Here is a 15,049-nt window from a genome sequence, read left to right on the forward strand (position 1 = left end):
TGTTCAGGCCATTGCGGCCGGCGTGTGGATCGCCAAAGCATCACGGGGTAGTGGCAACAAGCCCAAGAATGATGTGCCCAGTTACGCAGTAGGCAAGTACTGGGAGAAAAGCCGCGGTGAAGGATTAAAGCAGGCCATTGATCGAGTTATGCTCGGCCAGCAAATCGGAGTCAAAGGCACAGGGCCTACTTCGGATTACAACCAAATTAAAAAGTACCTTGGACAGCGAGCTAGATAGGCAGGGGGGTACGTGAACATTCGACAAGGCCGGCCCGTCTGCGTACGCCTGGACGTAGGACCTCGCTTCGTATGGTGGGGTGAAGATGCGGACAATGAGGCGCTGGATGCCGTAGGCGTGCAAAATGCGCAGGTCCTTACTTTTACGAGCGCTAGGCAAGCTGTGGACTTTGCAAGGAACCGAGGGTGGCACGAAGCCTCGGATGAACCTGTTGCGCTTGTGGATGTGCCAGCCGCCAGACAAAATGTTCGCCTGGCTTCGCGCTTAGAGGCCTATCGCGCTTGGCTGACAGCTGTAAATTTCGCAGACGATATTGAGCACTCCTTGGGTGTTTCGCAGCGACGTTCTGGTCAGGCATTAGCCGCCTACCAACGACTCGTGGAAGCGACGATTCCATACCTGACAGGCGAGTCGGATAGCCCGCGCAAGCGATGGTCGAAACACGACCTCGACCGAGTCGCGGCGATGGTTAGTCGGTCAATTCGAATTATCGAAGCGAGCCTTGGCTGCTAAACGCTCGTTTGCACCCCTAGGGATCGTATTTGTGAAGCGTAGGGACTATAAGTGCTGATAGTCACTCGGGCATGCGTCTCGTGGGGATATTTTTTCTGGCCCGCGACTCATCCTTTTTGCTGCGATTGGTCGCTCGTTGGCAACCTTCGGAGCAGACATCGCAGTCGAGATGCCGCAGGCGAGAGGCAGCCGCAGCAATCCCGCGATTTGGGATGTCAAACGGCAAAGGCCTCCTGGGACAAGTGTCTGACTTGTCCGCGCGAAAGACGGCCGTTCACTGGTACGAAGATGAGCCCTGCCAGGACGGCGGGGCCCATCGACACTCGAAGGCGTTGCGTGAACTAGGAGTCGTCCGTGTTGTTGATCAGGTTGTTTGGCCCGTAATCGAAGGAGTTGGTGGTGAGGTAGCCATCACCGTTGCGAGTTCCCACTCGGACTTACGTGGCTCGGGCGCCGAACGAGGCAGAGTAGGCCTGTCGCTCAGCCTTGATGTTGGTGACTGTCTAAGACTTCGTGTGGCTCTAGGACGCTCCACAGAGGCCCGTAATGTCACCGTCTCGGTCTTTCTCGCTTCTGATGACTTTGTGGGTCATGGCTAACTCCTTTGTCGGCGAAGTCGCCGGGTGTTACCTCAACTCGGACTGTCGCAGGTGTGGCTGGAACACCCCGGACATAGCTGAGGAATTGTCGATCAGAGAGCGCGGCTGCGTCCTGCTCTTATTCCGACGGGTGTCGCATGACTAAGCCCCTGTGCTACAGGCGCCCAAGGCGCGACTGGCGTGGCGTTAGCGCCCTGTTGCATCCTTGTGCCTCAGGTTTGCGTCAGGGTCTAGGAGAGCGGTGCGGCACAAGAACCAGGCCGTGGCGTACGTCCGGGTGAGCTCGGTAGATCACAACCTCGGCCGACAGCTCGAGGCTGGCGGCGGCGACTGGTTCTTCGAGAAGAGGGTATCGGGGTGGGTCTCGAGCGGATCGTGTAGCTCTGCACGACTGCATGCGGAGGGGGTGAGGCAACTACGCCGAGCGCACCGCACCAGGTTGCTCGCAACGAGAACCCGCCCGCCTGCGGTGACCCGTTCAACTCGCCGCAGGAATCGGCCGCCCCCCGGCGGCAACGGGTGTCGTGATCAGGGACACTCCTTCGAGACGAGGCGGATTCGACCGTCCTCGGTCTCATCCGACAGCGCCGGCCTGCTCGACTGAGCCTGCACCGAACGGCAGGACGCCCCGCCACGACCAGGTCGTGACGGGGCGTCCTCACGCTGAGCCGCCCGGAGGCGCGACCTCAGCGGACGTCTGCGGAGCTCAGCTCCAGCGCTTCCTCGCCTTCTTGGCGGCGACCTTGCGGGCCTTGGCGACGTTCTTGCCGGCGCTCTTGCGGGCCTTCTTCACCTGCGGGTCGTTCCAGAACGAGCCGAAGTAGCTCGCGATCTCCTTGTAGCGGCCGTGGCCGGCCTTGGCTCCGAAGGTGTACGCGACGAAGGCGATGACGGCGATGAACAGGAAACGGAAACTCATGGGGTCCTCCCGAGTGGAACGATGTGCGATTCGTCCCGACGCTAGTCCCTGAGGCTGCGCATCGGCTCGCCCGCGAGCATGAGATCGCCGGGTGCGGCCAGCGGTGACGGCGTCGCGCCCGAGAGGAGTCGCCCCTGCGTCAGCAGGGATCGCCCGGTCAGCCCGTCGGGTGCAGGAAGTGGTCGATCGCGTCGTGACGCGGCCACGCCGTGCCGCCGATCGGGAGGAGTCGCTGCTCGTCGGGCTGGGAGGCGGAGGCGAGCGCCTCGGTGATCGTCATCTGGTCCACGCTGCGACGCTACGTCGCGCGGCCCCGGGCGCTGCAGCCCCAGAGCGGGTGCGCCCAGACCGGGGGAGCCCCGCGCGGGGGACGGCGCCGCGGTGTCGGTGCGGCAGAGGCCGCCGCGCCAGCGTCCGGGCCGCCGCCCGCTCGCTCGGCACCCCCACAGCGAGCTCGTCCCCGCGTGCAACGCCGCGGAAACACCCCCGCAACACCCCGTGGATACCGTCGAGCCATGGGAGACCTCTTCGACGGATACGCGGCCACGGCCGACCCGGGCAGCCGTCGCGGCGGGGGCCTGCGAGCCGCCGCCGGGGCCCTCGGCGTCGGCTCGGGCGCCCGCCAGGCCGCGGCCCGGCAGGCCGCCGACCGCATGCCGCCCGCGCGCGCCTGGGACGAGATGTTCGAGCGAGACGGCACCCCGCGCCGGGCGTACCACGAGATCCACGCGACGCTCGAGGGCATGACGCAGGACGACCTGCGGCACCGTACCGCCGCGCTGGCCGACTCGTACCTCGCCCAGGGCGTCACCTTCGACTTCGCCGGCGAGGAGCGCCCCTTCCCCCTCGACGCCGTGCCGCGCGTGATCGAGCAGCCCGAGTGGGCCTCGGTCGAGAAGGGCGTCGCGCAGCGGGTGCGGGCGCTCGAGGCCTTCCTCTCCGACGTGTACGGCGCGCAGCGGGCCGTGGCCGACGGGGTCATCCCGGCGCGGCTGATCACCTCGTCGTCGCACTTCCACCGGCAGGCCGCGGGCATCGAGCCGTCGGGCGGCGCGCGCATCCAGGTCAGCGGCATCGACCTGGTGCGCGACGAGGCCGGCGCGTGGCGCGTCCTCGAGGACAACGTGCGGGTGCCGTCCGGCGTCAGCTACGTGATCTCGAACCGGCGGGTGATGGCACAGACCCTGCCCGAGCTCTTCGTCTCGATGAGGGTGCGGCCGGTGGGCGACTACCCCAACCGCCTCCTCGCGGCCCTGAAGAAGAGCGCACCGTCGGGCGTCGACGAGCCGACGGTGGTCGTTCTGACGCCCGGCGTCTTCAACAGCGCGTACTACGAGCACACGCTGCTGGCCCGGCTGATGGGCGTCGAGCTCGTCGAGGGGCGCGACCTCTACTGCTCCGGCGGACGCGTCTTCATGCGCACCACCGGCGGCCCCGAGCGGGTCGACGTCATCTACCGCCGGGTCGACGACGAGTTCCTCGACCCGCTGCAGTTCCGCGCCGACTCGGTGCTCGGCTCGCCGGGCCTGCTGATGGCGGCGCGCCTCGGCACCGTGACGATCGCGAACGCGGTGGGCAACGGCGTCGCCGACGACAAGCTCGTCTACACGTACCTGCCCGAGCTGATCCGCTACTACCTGGGCGAGGAGGCGCTGCTGCCGAACGTCGACACGTGGCGGCTGGAGGACCCGGGCGCCCTCGAGGAGGTGCTCGACCGCCTCGACGAGCTCGTCGTGAAGCCGGTCGACGGCTCGGGCGGCAAGGGCCTCGTCGTCGGCCCGGCCGCGAGCCGCCGCGAGCTCGACGAGCTGCGCACCCGCCTGCAGCGTGACCCCCGCGGCTGGATCGCGCAGCCGGTCGTGCAGCTGAGCACCATCCCGACCCTCGTCGACGAGGGGCTGCGGCCCCGGCACGCCGACCTGCGGCCCTTCGCGGTGCACGACGGCGACGACGTCTGGGTGCTGCCCGGCGGGCTCACCCGGGTCGCGCTGCCCGAGGGGCAGCTCGTCGTCAACAGCAGCCAGGGCGGCGGCTCGAAGGACACCTGGATCGTCGGCGGCGACGTCAACGCCTGGGCGGGCCACGACGTCAGCGCCCTGATCGCCGAGCAGACGACGCCCACGGCCGCGATCCCCATCGTGAGCGCCGCGGAGCCCGGCGCCCCGGCGGTCGCCGACCACAGCCCCGACCACGCTCCGCAGGACGACCCCCGCAACGACCAGCAGGCCCAGCAGCAGCAGGAGCACGTCCAGCAGCAACAGCAACAGCAGCAGCGACAGCAACACCGACAGCGGCACCGACAGCGACCGAACGACGACCGCGCCACCACCGAGAGGGAATCATGCTGAGCCGCATCGCCGAGAGCCTCTTCTGGATCGGTCGGTACATCGAACGCTCCGACGGCACCGCGCGCATCCTCGACGTGCACCTGCAGCTGCTGCTCGAGGACCCGTGGATCGAGGAGGACGCCGCCTGCCGCAGCCTCCTCGCGGTGATGGGCAGCGAGGCCCCCGCCGACGTGTCGCTGACCCGCGCCGACGTGCTCGCGATGCTGGCCGTCGACCGGCACAACCCCGCCTCGATCGCCTACTCGCTCGGCGCCGCCCGCGAGAACGCGCGACGGGCCCGCGAGATCGTCTCGACCGAGCTGTGGGAGTCGCTGAACACCACGAGGGCGCGCATGCCCCGCAAGGTGGCCGGCGACAAGGTGCACGAGTTCTTCGGCTGGGTGCGCGAGCGCAGCGCCCTCGCCGTCGGCATCATCGAGAGCGCCACGAGCCGCGACGAGGTCTGGCACTTCTTCACCCTCGGCCGGTCGATCGAGCGGGCCGACATGACCGCCCGCCTGCTAGCGACGCGCACGCTCACCGAGGCGTCCGGCCCGTCGTGGACGACCATCCTCCGCTCCTGCGGCGCCTACGAGGCCTACCTGCGCACCTACCGGGGCGTGCCGAGCGCCCGCAACGCGGCGGAGTTCCTCCTGCTCGACCGCCTCTTCCCGCGCAGCGTCCTGTTCGCGGTGAGCCGCGCCGAGATGTGCCTCCGCGAGGTGGAGCCGACGAACCACCGGGTGGCGGCCTCCGACAGCGGGGTGCGCATCCTCGGCCAGATGCGCAGCGAGCTCGAGTACCGGCCCATCGGCGAGATCCTCGACGACCTGCCCGGCCACATGGACAGCGTGCAGGCGGCGACGAGCGCGGCCTCCGAGGCGATCCGCCAGCGGTACTTCCCGACCAGCGCGGCACCGACCTGGGTCGGCGGCCGCGCGTGAGCCGCCTGCGCATCCGGCACCTGACCGGGTTCTCGTACGCCGGGGAGGCGGTGGCCAGCTACAACGAGGCCCGCATGCTGCCGGCGCACACCGAGGGGCAGTACGTGCTCTCGTCGCACCTGCGCATCGAGCCCGTCGCGGCCTCGCACGAGTACGTCGACTACTGGGGCACGCGCGTCTCGTCGTTCGAGGTGCTGCTGCCGCACCGGCAGCTCTCGCTGACCGCGACGTCGCTCGTCGAGGTCAGGCCCGTCGCGCACCCCGACACGAGCATGGGCTGGGACGACCTCGCGCGCGTCGCGGGCGCCACCGCCCCGTTCGTCGAGCACCTCGAGCAGACGCCGCTGACGACGCCGCCCGACGACCTCGTCGCGCTCGCGGCCGAGGCGCGGGGCTCGGCGGCGCCGTGCGAGGCGGCCCTCGCGATCTGCCGGGCCGTGGGAGGCGCGGTGGCGTACCTGCCCGGGGTCACGAACGTGAAGACCACCGCCGCCGAGAGCTGGGCCGCCCGGGCCGGCGTCTGCCAGGACATAGCCCACGTGACGATCGGGGCCCTCCGGTCGGCGGGCATCCCGGCCCGCTACGTCAGCGGGTACCTGCACCCGAAGCCCTCGGCCGAGCTGCGCGAGACGATCGTGGGCGAGTCGCACGCCTGGGTCGAGTACTTCTGCGGCACCTGGCACGGCTACGACCCGACGAACCTCATCGACATCGGCGAGCGGCACGTGGTCGTCGGCCAGGGCCGCGACTACCGCGACGTGCCGCCGCTCCGCGGCGTCTACGCGGGGTCGGGGGCGTCGTCGCTCTTCGTCACGGTGGAGATCACGCGCGAGGCGTGAGCGGACGGGCGCCCGTCAGCACCGCTCGGACACGTAGCCGGGGTCGTCGGGCCCCACGAGGTCGCGATCGCGGAGGACGGTGCTCGCAGGGGTCGTAGCCCGGCCGCAGGTGCCGGCGAACGTGTCGCGGAGCTCGTCGGAGTACTCGACCGCGAGCACCCGGTCGCCGTACACCTCGGTGAACGCGGGGCACTCGTCGTAGGCGTCGCACTCCTCGACGACCGCGAAGTCGAAGCCGACCTCGTCCCGGCCCCGCGACTCCAGCTCGGCCGTGTTCTTCTGCGCGGCGGCCAGCCCGACGGCGTGCGCCCGGTCGACGAGCAGCGTCGCGTAGGCGACGGCGTCGTCGAGGCCGAAGGCGCCCTCCGAGCGGCTGTAGGAGTCGAGGTTGTCGAACTCGACGGCGTCGTAGCCGTCGTCGGCGCAGCCCTCGATCGTGGCCGTCATGCGCGCCGCGACCGTGGCCCTCGTCTCGGGGCGGGCGAGGTCGAACAGGTGCTCGTCGGGCCACCCGGGGTCGACGAGCAGCTCGCCGGAGGCGCGGTGCACGAGGAGCTCGTCAGGCCAGTCCACGCCCGGCTGCGTCTGGAACCCGTTCACGTAGCAGACCCCGTAGGCGCCGGCGGCAGGCTCGGCCGTGCTGTCGCGCACGACGACGTCGGTGCCCGCCGGGGGGTCGTAGGCGGCACCGAGCTGGTAGTCGAAGGTCGCTCCGGGAGGAGGCGCCTGCGGTGCGCTCGCCGCGCACCCGGCGACGGCCGTGGCGACGACGGCGGAGGCGAGCAGCAGCAGCGCGGCGCGGACCGCGCGGCGACGGCGGGGGCGCGGCGAGGTGGGCACCCCGGGAGCCTAGACGCCCGGGTCGGCCTCGGGGAGGCGGGCGAGCGGCGGCGGGACGGGTGAGCCGACGCGCGACGGGTCAGTCGTGCTGCGGGGTCGCCGGCGTAGGCGGCTGATCCACTCCGGAGTGGATCAGCGTTCCTGGCGGGTCGCCCGCCGGGGCGGCTGCCGGTGCGGCGCCCCCGGTCGTCGCCCCGACCGCCGAAGCCACCCGCGGAGGCGTGGACCTCGGGCGTCGGCCGAACGTCGACCCGTCCGGGCTGTCGGCGAGCACGCGGTCCGCGAGGGCGACGAGCAGCACGACGAGCCCGCCGACCACGACGGCCGCCGCGAGCAGCGCCAGGGCCACCCCGACGTAGTCGCCGCCGGCCAGCGGGGTGACGACGGAGGTGCCCGCGGCGCCCGTGCCGTCGACCGCACCGGGCGTCGCGGCCGCGCCGGCACCGGCCGTCGCCGCGGCCGACGGCACCGCGGCGACCGGGGTCGCGGCGGCCCCGGCGCCCGTCGTCGTGAGGGGAGTCAGCGCCGTGGCGACGCCGCCGGCCTCGGCTCCGGAGCCGGCCGTGCGGTCGAGGCGAGCGAGCACGACGAGGCCCAGCGCGCCTCCCACGGTCGTGGTGGCGATCGCCACGACGCCGCTGACCGTCGCTCTGCCCATGGCCGGCCCTCCGCCGCCGAGTCGCTCGGCTCGTCGGTCGACGACCCGGTTGCTCGTGCCGGGAGCGTACGCCCCGCGGCGACCGCGCGGCGGCCCGGGCCGGTCGCTACGTCGTCTGGCGGACAGCGGCCTCGTCGGCCGCCATCGCCTCGGCGGTCTCCTCCCGCTGTTCGCGGAGCCCGTCGCCGTCGTGCTCGACCCGGAAACGCGGGTGGAGCACCGACCCGCCGCGGCGCAGCCGCAGGTGCTGGCGGCGGATCAGCCACGCCAGCGCGAGGCCGCCCGCCACGTAGCCGGCGCTCGCGCCGACGCCGATCGCCCAGCGCGGGCCGAGGGTGTCGGCGACCCAGCCGACGATCGGGGCGCCGAGCGGAGTGCCGCCCGTGAAGATCGCCATGTAGAGCGCCATCACGCGACCGCGCATCTCCGGGGCCGCCGACAGCTGCACCGAGCCGTTCGCCGTCGTCATCAGCGTGATCGACGAGAGCCCCACGGTGACGAGCACGGCGGCGAAGCTCCAGTACGTCGGCATCAGCGCCGCGACCGTGCAGGTCACGCCGAAGGCGAAGGCCGCGAGCACGAGCACGCGCATCCGCGGCCGCTCGCGCCGGGCCGACAGCAGGGCGCCCGCCAGCGAGCCGACCGCGATGCACGACGACAGCAGGCCGAAGCCGCTGGCGTCGACGCCGAACTCGACGCTCGCCATCGTCGAGGTGAAGATCGGGAAGTTCAGGCCGAAGGTGCCGATCACGAAGATCACGGCGAAGATCACCAGGAGGTCGGGGCGGCCGCGCACGTAGCGGAACCCCTCCCTGATCTGGCCCTTCGCCCGCGACACCCGGGGCTTCGCCTCGAGCTGCGACACCCGGATGAAGCGCAGCGACACCAGCACCGCCGCGAACGACGCCGCGTTGATCAGGAACACCCAGCCCGTGCCCACCCCCGCGATCAGAACGCCGGCGACGGCGGGGCCGAGGAGGCGCGCGGCGTTGAACGAGGCCGAGTTCAGCGAGACGGCGTTGGCCAGGTGCCCCGGCGGGACGAGCTCGGAGACGAAGCTCTGGCGGATGGGCGCGTCGATCGCGTTCGCCGTGCCGAGCAGCAGCGCGAAGACCCAGACCATCCAGAGCTGGGCGACGTCGGTCAGCACGAGGAGGCCGAGCGCGAGCCCGAGCAGCCCCATCGTCGCCTGCGTCAGCATCAGCATGCGCCGCCGGTCGAAGCGGTCGGCGATCAGCCCGGTGACCGGCACGAGGAGGATCGGCGGCGCGAACTGCAGCGCCATCGTGATGCCCACGGCCGTCGCGTCGTGGTCGGTGAGGTGCGTGAGCACGAGCCAGTCCTGGGCGGTCGACTGCATCCAGGTGCCGGTGTTCGAGACGAGCGCCCCGGCCGACCAGAGCCGGTAGTTGTAGAGCCGCAACGAGCGGAACATGGCGCTCACGAGAGGGTCAGCTTCCGCAGGATGTCGGTCGCGTCAGCCAGCGTGCGGCGCTCGTCGGGGGTGAGGGCGGCGAGCCGGGGCGCGAGCCAGGCGTCGCGACGGCGGCGCGTCTCGACCACGAACGCGGACCCCGCCGGCGTCGTCTCGAGCACGACGCGGCGCCGGTCGGCCTCGTCGACCCGGCGCGCCAGCAGACCGGCCTCGACGAGCTTGCCGACGGTGCGGTTCATCGACGGCGGCGTCACGCCCTCGTGCTCGGTGAGGGCGCCGATGGTCAGCGGCTGCGACTGGTAGACCCAGCCGAGCGCCGCCATCTGGGCGTCGCTCACGTCGGCCTCGGCCTTCTGCTGACGGAGGCGCCGCGCCAGCCTCAGCACCGACCCGCGCACCGTCGTGGCCAGCTGGGCGTGCGGCAGCGCACGGAGCGGGGCAGCGGCGGAGGGGGGAGCGGGGGAGGCGGGGGTCACGTCGGTCATCGCCCTCCAGTATGAGCAGTTAGCTCGGCTAAGTAAACATCTCAGGCAGATCGACGACACCTGTTGAGGATCGGTCGATGCAGGCGTATCGTCGTGGACGGCTCGACGACGAGCCCCCACGACAGGGCCCCGAGGGGCGCCAGGACGCCGGCGCGAGAACGCCGCAGAAGGAAGAAGGACCACCATGGCCAGGTTCACCGACAAGACCGCGATCGTCACCGGCGGAGGCAGCGGCATCGGCGCCGAGATCTCGCGGGCGCTCGCCGCCGAGGGCGCCTCCGTCGTCGTCACCGACATCAAGCTGGACGCCGCGCAGTCGGTCGTCGACGAGATCGTCGCCGCGGGCGGCGCCGCGACCGCCTTCGAGCAGAACACCGCCGTCGCCGAGCAGTCCGACGCCGCCGTCGAGTTCGCGAAGACGACCTACGGCGCCCTGCACCTCGCCGTGAACAACGCCGGCATCGCGGGCGCCCCGGCCGACATCGGCGAGTACGACGTCGCCACGTGGGACCGCGTGCGCAGCGTCGACCTCGACGGCGTCTTCTACGGCCTCCGCTACCAGCTGCCCGCCATCGTCGAGGCCGGCGGCGGGGCCGTCGTCAACATGAGCTCGGTGCTCGGCACGGTCGGCCTGGCCCAGAACGCGGCGTACGTGACGAGCAAGCACGCCCTGGTCGGCCTGACCAAGGTCGCGGCGCTCGAGTACACCGCCCGCGGCGTCCGCACGAACGCGGTCGGCCCCGGCTTCATCGACACGCCCCTCGTGCGCGCGTCGCTCTCCGGTGAGGCGCTCACCGCGCTCGAGCAGCAGCACGCCGCCGGCCGCCTCGGCACCGACGCCGAGGTCGCCGCCCTGGTGCTGTTCCTCCTCAGCCCGGAGGCGTCGTTCATCTCGGGCAGCTACTACCTCGTCGACGGCGGCTACTCGGCGCACTGACCCGCGCCTCCCCGGGGGCCTCGGGCTCGCTGCGCGGTGCGGCGGGTCCGTGTCCTCGTGGGCGGGTGGGCGCCGGCCCGCCCAGGAGGACGGCGACCCGCCGCAGCTCGAGGTGCGGCCGCCGACGACGACACCGACCCGCCGGCCGTGGCAGGCCGTGCGACGCCGGCCCCGCCGCCGCTTCAGCGCCGGTTCAGCGCTCGCCCGCCAGACTGGGCGCGTGGGCAGGGCGCCCGCGGGGAGGGAGTCGGCCGTGCGCGTGCTCGTCGTCGAGGACCAGGCGACCCTGGCCGAGGGCCTGCGGGTCGGGCTCGAGGCCGAGGGCATGGCCGTCGACGTGGCCGGCACCGGCACCGACGCCCTCTGGCGCACCCGCGAGGGCAGCTACGACGTCGTCGTGCTCGACATCATGCTGCCCGGCATGAGCGGCTACGCCGTCTGCCGCGCCATGCGCGAGGGCGGCGACTGGACCCCCGTCATCATGCTCACGGCGAAGGACGGCGAGTGGGACCAGGTCGAGGCCCTCGACACCGGCGCCGACGACTACCTCACCAAGCCGTTCTCGTTCGCCGTGCTGCTCGCCCGGCTGCGCGCCCTCGTGCGGCGCGGCGCCCGCGAGCGGCCCGTCGTGCTCGAGGCCGGCGACCTGCGGCTCGACCCCGCGGCCCGCACCGTGCACCGCGGCGACGCGCTCGTCGACCTGACGAGCCGCGAGTTCGCGGTGCTCGAGTTCCTGATGCGACGGGCCGGCAGCGTCGTCACGAAGCGCGAGGTGCTCGACGGCGTCTGGAACGACGACTTCGAGGGCGACCCCAACATCGTCGAGGTGTACGTGCGGCACCTGCGCAACAAGGTCGACCGCCCCTTCGGGCGGGAGGCGATCGTCACGCTCCGCGGGGCCGGGTACCGGTTGGAGTCGCGGGGTGGCTGAGCACGCCCCTCCCGTCGGGCGCCGTGGTCGCCGTGGCTCGCTGCGACTCCGCACCACCGCGGCCGCCGTGCTCGCCGTCGCCGTCACCCTCGGCCTCTTCACCCTCGTCTTCGCGGTCGTGCAGCGCGCCGTGCTCGACGACGCCCCGCGCTCGGCGGCCGAGGCGGACGTCTCGCGCGTCGCCTCGGCGCTCGAGGCCGGGCAGACGCCCGCCGTCGCGGTGGCCGGCGACGCGGACGGCACGCTGGTCGTCGTGCTCGACTCCGCCGGCGCCGTGCTCGCGGCCGGCGGCGAGGACGACCTCGTCGCCGAGGCGACCCGCCTCTCGACCGTGCCGTCGGGCGGCCGGGCACGGCTCGACGGCGAGGCCTTCGTCGTCGAGCGCGACACCCCCGACGTCGCCGGCGGCGCGACCGACGGGGCGTCGTCGGGTGGCGAGCCGTCCGCGTCGGCGTCGCGCGACGACGACGACGATGACGACGACTCGTCCGGCCGCGGGGGCCGGGGCGCCGACGACGACGCGGCCGGCGCGGCCGACGACGACGCGGCCGACACGGCTGAGCTCACCGTCGTGGCCGCGCGCTCCCTCGACGAGGCGCAGGCCGCCTCCGCGGCGAGCCTGGTGACGCTCGGCGTCGCCGTGCCCGTGGCGCTGGTCGTGCTCGGCGTGACGACCTGGTTCGTCGTCGGCCGGGCCCTGCGCCCGGTCGAGGCCATGCGCCGCGAGGTCGACGAGGTCACCGCCGCACGCCTCGACCGACGGCTCCGCGACCCCGGCGGGCGCGACGAGATCGCCCGCCTGGCCCGCACCCTGAACGGCATGCTCGACCGGCTCGACGCCTCCGCCCGCGCGCAGCGGCGCTTCGTCGGCGACGCGTCCCACGAGCTCAAGACTCCCCTGGCGACCATCCGGCAGCACGCGGAGGTCGCGCTGCTCCACCCCGGCAGCATCGACGGGCAAGCCCTCGCCGGCACCGTGCTCGGCGAGGAGGCGCGCCTCACGGCCCTGGTGCAGGGCCTGCTGGTGCTGGCCCGCGCCGACGAGGGGCAGCTCGGCGTGGCCCGACGGCCCGTCGACCTCGACGACCTCGTGGTGGCGGAGGCGTCGCGGCTCCGCGCCTCCTCTCCGATCCGCGTCGACGCCACCGGCGTCGGGCCCGCCCGTGTCGTCGGCGACGAGCCGCTGCTCGGGCAGGTCGTGCGCAACCTCGTCGCCAACGCCGCACGGCACGCCACCTCGACCGTCGCGCTCGCCCTCGTCGAGCGTGACGGCCGGGCGGTGCTGACCGTCGACGACGACGGCGCCGGGGTGCCCGTCGTCGACCGCGGGCGGGTGTTCGAGCGCTTCGTCCGCCTCGACGAGGCCCGCGACCGCGACGCCGGGGGCAGCGGCCTCGGGCTCGCCATCGTGGCCGAGATCGTCCGTGTGCACGGGGGAGCGGTGCGCGTCGACGACTCTCCGCTCGGCGGCGCGCGCTTCGTGGTCGACCTCCCCGCCGGCTGACGCCGCTCCTGCCGCCGGCTGACGCCGAGCCTCCCGTCGAGTGGTCACGATCTGCGCGTCGCCGGGCGCCAGAGCAGCAGATCGTGACCACTCGGCGCGCGGCCGCGCCGGCTGAAGGTCCCTTCAGGTCGCTTCAGGGGTGCTTCAGCGCCCGGTCGGCACAGTGGGGTCATCGCCGAGGGGCCCGCCCCGCACCGGCACTGACCACCCCCACGACCACCGGCCGCACCGCGGCTCGACGAACGGAGACACCGTCATGAAGAACACCAAGAAGACCCTGCTGATCGCCGGCGGAGTGGCGGCCGTGCTCGTGCTCGGCGGCGGCGGCGTCGCCCTGGCGACCGGCCTCGACGACGACCGGCTGTCGGCCCAGACCACCGACCGTGCCCGGGAGGCGGCGCTCGCCGAGACCGGTGGCGGCACCGTCACCGAGGTCGACACGATCGGCGACGGCCTGCCCGGCTACGAGGTCGAGGTCTCGCTGCCCGGCGGCGGCGAGACGCACGTGTACCTCGACGACGACTACGCCGTGACGTCGACCCGCACGGGCGACGACCGCGGGGGCGACCGGGGCGACCGGGGAGGCCGCGACGACGACGACCGCGACGGCGCCTCCGGCAGCGCGACCGACGACTCCGCCGGCGGCTCGGGCGACGCCACGACAGGCACCGACGACGACACCGTCACCGGCGCCGACTACGACCAGGCCTCCGCCGCAGCGCTCAGCGCGGCCGGCGGCGGCACCGTCACCGACGTCGACCGCAGCGACGACGGCGGCGTGGCGTACGAGGTCGACGTCCGCCTCGACGACGGCACCGAGGTCGACGTCGACCTCGACGCCGCGTTCGGCGTCGTCCGCACCGACGTCGACGCGCCGCGCAGCTGACCCTGACGCCGCGCAGGAGGCGCGGGTCGGCCCTCGGGAGCCGGCCCGCGCCTCCTCGCGTCCGCCCCGCCGCACCGTGGCCGCCCCCGGTCGGTGCCAAGATGACCGCATGCCCACCTTCTCCGCCGCCCGGGGCGACTTCGAGTTCGTCGACGCGCACGGCGTCACCGTCCACTACTACGTGTGGCGGGCGGCCGACCCCCGAGGGGCGGTGCAGATCATGCACGGCGTGGGCGAGCACGCGCTCCGCTACGAGGAGGTCGCGCAGCACCTCGTCCGCGCGGGCTGGACGGTCTACGCCGACGACCACCTCGGCCACGGCGCCACCGGTCTCGGCCAGCACGGCGGCGACCACACGAAGCTCGGGCGCCTCGGCCCCTCGGGCGTGCGGGGAGCGGCGGAGGCGGTGGTCCAGCTGACGGGGGTCATCCGCGCCGAGGCCCCCGGCCTCCCCGTCGTCGCGCTCGGCCACTCCTGGGGGTCGCTGATGCTCCAGGCGATCGTCGACCGGCAGGCCTCGCTCTACGACGCCGTCGTGCTCACCGGCACCGCCTACCGCGTGCCCGGCAGCATGAACGGCGGCGACCTCAACGCGCGCCACGCCCACCTCGGCAGCACCGGCTTCGAGTGGCTGAGCCGCGACCCCGCGGTCGCCGAGGCGATGGCGGCCGACCCCCTCGTCGTCGACGCGAAGGTGATGCAGCTCTTCGGCTGGCGCGACACGCTGCGCCTGCTGGGCCGCCCGTCGAAGCACCTCGAGCACGACGTGCCGCTGCTGATCATGGTCGGCGACGACGACCCGCTCGGCGGGGAGGAGAGCGCGCGCAGGCTCGCCGACGCCTACGTGAACCGGAGCGGCCTCACCGACGTCGAGCTCGTCGTCTACCAGGGCGCACGGCACGAGATCTTCCGCGAGACGAACCGCGACGAGGTGCTCGACGACCTGACCCGTTGGCTGGACGCCCGCGTGCCCCGCTGACCCGCGCCGCCCCGG

15 protein-coding genes are annotated in these 15,049 nt (G+C 72.7%); 9 read left to right on the forward strand and 6 right to left on the reverse strand.

Translation table 11 applies throughout. From position 1 onward, the window contains the following. The coding region (locus IFT45_RS16795; RefSeq protein ID WP_206759075.1) for a hypothetical protein at window positions 1–238 on the forward strand (238 nt) is incomplete at its 5' end. A 1,818-nt stretch (window positions 239–2,056) separates the two neighbouring features. Here IFT45_RS16795 and IFT45_RS12785 read toward each other — a convergent pair. Both IFT45_RS12785 and IFT45_RS17545 read right to left on the reverse strand, forming a co-directional pair. After that, window positions 2,057–2,269, reverse strand: a complete 213-nt coding sequence (locus tag IFT45_RS12785) for a hypothetical protein (protein ID WP_192128573.1) — start codon at window positions 2,267–2,269, stop codon at window positions 2,057–2,059. A 157-nt stretch (window positions 2,270–2,426) separates the two neighbouring features. Then, window positions 2,427–2,558 carry a hypothetical protein gene (locus IFT45_RS17545; protein WP_256414321.1) on the reverse strand — a complete coding sequence of 44 codons (132 nt, stop codon included), beginning with the start codon at window positions 2,556–2,558 and terminating at the stop codon, window positions 2,427–2,429. Window positions 2,559–2,784: 226 nt separating this feature from the next. Here IFT45_RS17545 and IFT45_RS12790 point away from each other — a divergent pair, with 226 nt between their 5' ends. Genes IFT45_RS12790 through IFT45_RS12800 form a run of 3 tightly spaced genes read left to right on the forward strand, consistent with a single transcriptional unit; the run spans window position 2,785 to window position 6,379 of the window. Continuing rightward, window positions 2,785–4,617, forward strand: a complete 1,833-nt coding sequence (locus IFT45_RS12790) for a circularly permuted type 2 ATP-grasp protein (protein ID WP_371811004.1) — start codon at window positions 2,785–2,787, stop codon at window positions 4,615–4,617. After that, entirely contained in the window at window positions 4,611–5,540 is a 930-nt protein-coding gene (locus IFT45_RS12795; protein WP_167257887.1) for an alpha-E domain-containing protein, read from the forward strand. Before IFT45_RS12790 ends, IFT45_RS12795 begins: the two co-directional genes overlap by 7 nt. Continuing rightward, complete coding sequence (locus tag IFT45_RS12800; protein WP_192128575.1) at window positions 5,537–6,379, forward strand: transglutaminase family protein; 843 nt, start codon at window positions 5,537–5,539, stop codon at window positions 6,377–6,379. Before IFT45_RS12795 ends, IFT45_RS12800 begins: the two co-directional genes overlap by 4 nt. Before the next feature lie 15 nt (window positions 6,380–6,394). Here the strand turns inward: IFT45_RS12800 and IFT45_RS12805 are convergent, their stop codons facing one another. The 4 genes from IFT45_RS12805 to IFT45_RS12820 all read right to left on the reverse strand — a co-directional run bounded on the left by IFT45_RS12805 (window position 6,395) and on the right by IFT45_RS12820 (window position 9,797). After that, on the reverse strand, window positions 6,395–7,219 hold the full coding sequence (locus IFT45_RS12805) for an endo alpha-1,4 polygalactosaminidase (protein WP_192128577.1): 825 nt from the start codon (window positions 7,217–7,219) through the stop codon (window positions 6,395–6,397). Between the two features lie 79 nt (window positions 7,220–7,298). After that, window positions 7,299–7,877: a hypothetical protein gene (locus IFT45_RS12810; RefSeq protein WP_192128579.1), complete on the reverse strand. Its 579-nt coding sequence runs from the start codon at window positions 7,875–7,877 to the stop codon at window positions 7,299–7,301. Window positions 7,878–7,983: 106 nt separating this feature from the next. Further along, on the reverse strand, window positions 7,984–9,321 hold the full coding sequence (locus tag IFT45_RS12815; protein ID WP_185231214.1) for an MFS transporter: 1,338 nt from the start codon (window positions 9,319–9,321) through the stop codon (window positions 7,984–7,986). Further along, window positions 9,318–9,797, reverse strand: a complete 480-nt coding sequence (locus tag IFT45_RS12820) for a MarR family winged helix-turn-helix transcriptional regulator (protein ID WP_192128581.1) — start codon at window positions 9,795–9,797, stop codon at window positions 9,318–9,320. Before IFT45_RS12820 ends, IFT45_RS12815 begins: the two co-directional genes overlap by 4 nt. Window positions 9,798–9,981: 184 nt before the next feature. On the opposite strand from IFT45_RS12820, the gene IFT45_RS12825 reads away from it, so the two are divergent. From IFT45_RS12825 to IFT45_RS12845, 5 genes are all read left to right on the forward strand, one after another. After that, window positions 9,982–10,734 carry an SDR family NAD(P)-dependent oxidoreductase gene (locus tag IFT45_RS12825; RefSeq protein ID WP_192128583.1) on the forward strand — a complete coding sequence of 251 codons (753 nt, stop codon included), beginning with the start codon at window positions 9,982–9,984 and terminating at the stop codon, window positions 10,732–10,734. 253 nt (window positions 10,735–10,987) lie between these two features. Continuing rightward, the gene (locus IFT45_RS12830; RefSeq protein WP_167257897.1) at window positions 10,988–11,665 is read left to right on the forward strand and encodes a response regulator transcription factor; all 678 of its coding nucleotides are present in this window, start codon (window positions 10,988–10,990) and stop codon (window positions 11,663–11,665) included. After that, entirely contained in the window at window positions 11,658–13,169 is a 1,512-nt protein-coding gene (locus IFT45_RS12835; protein WP_371811005.1) for an ATP-binding protein, read from the forward strand. Before IFT45_RS12830 ends, IFT45_RS12835 begins: the two co-directional genes overlap by 8 nt. Before the next feature lie 256 nt (window positions 13,170–13,425). Further along, window positions 13,426–14,055 carry a PepSY domain-containing protein gene (locus IFT45_RS12840; RefSeq protein ID WP_192128585.1) on the forward strand — a complete coding sequence of 210 codons (630 nt, stop codon included), beginning with the start codon at window positions 13,426–13,428 and terminating at the stop codon, window positions 14,053–14,055. A 109-nt stretch (window positions 14,056–14,164) separates the two neighbouring features. After that, entirely contained in the window at window positions 14,165–15,034 is an 870-nt protein-coding gene (locus tag IFT45_RS12845; RefSeq protein ID WP_192128587.1) for an alpha/beta hydrolase, read from the forward strand. The last annotated feature ends 15 nt before the right edge of the window (window positions 15,035–15,049 follow it).

Source organism: Frigoribacterium sp. CFBP 13707 (assembly GCF_014842245.1).
In the GTDB taxonomy this organism is placed as follows: Bacteria; Actinomycetota; Actinomycetes; order Actinomycetales; family Microbacteriaceae; genus Frigoribacterium; species Frigoribacterium endophyticum.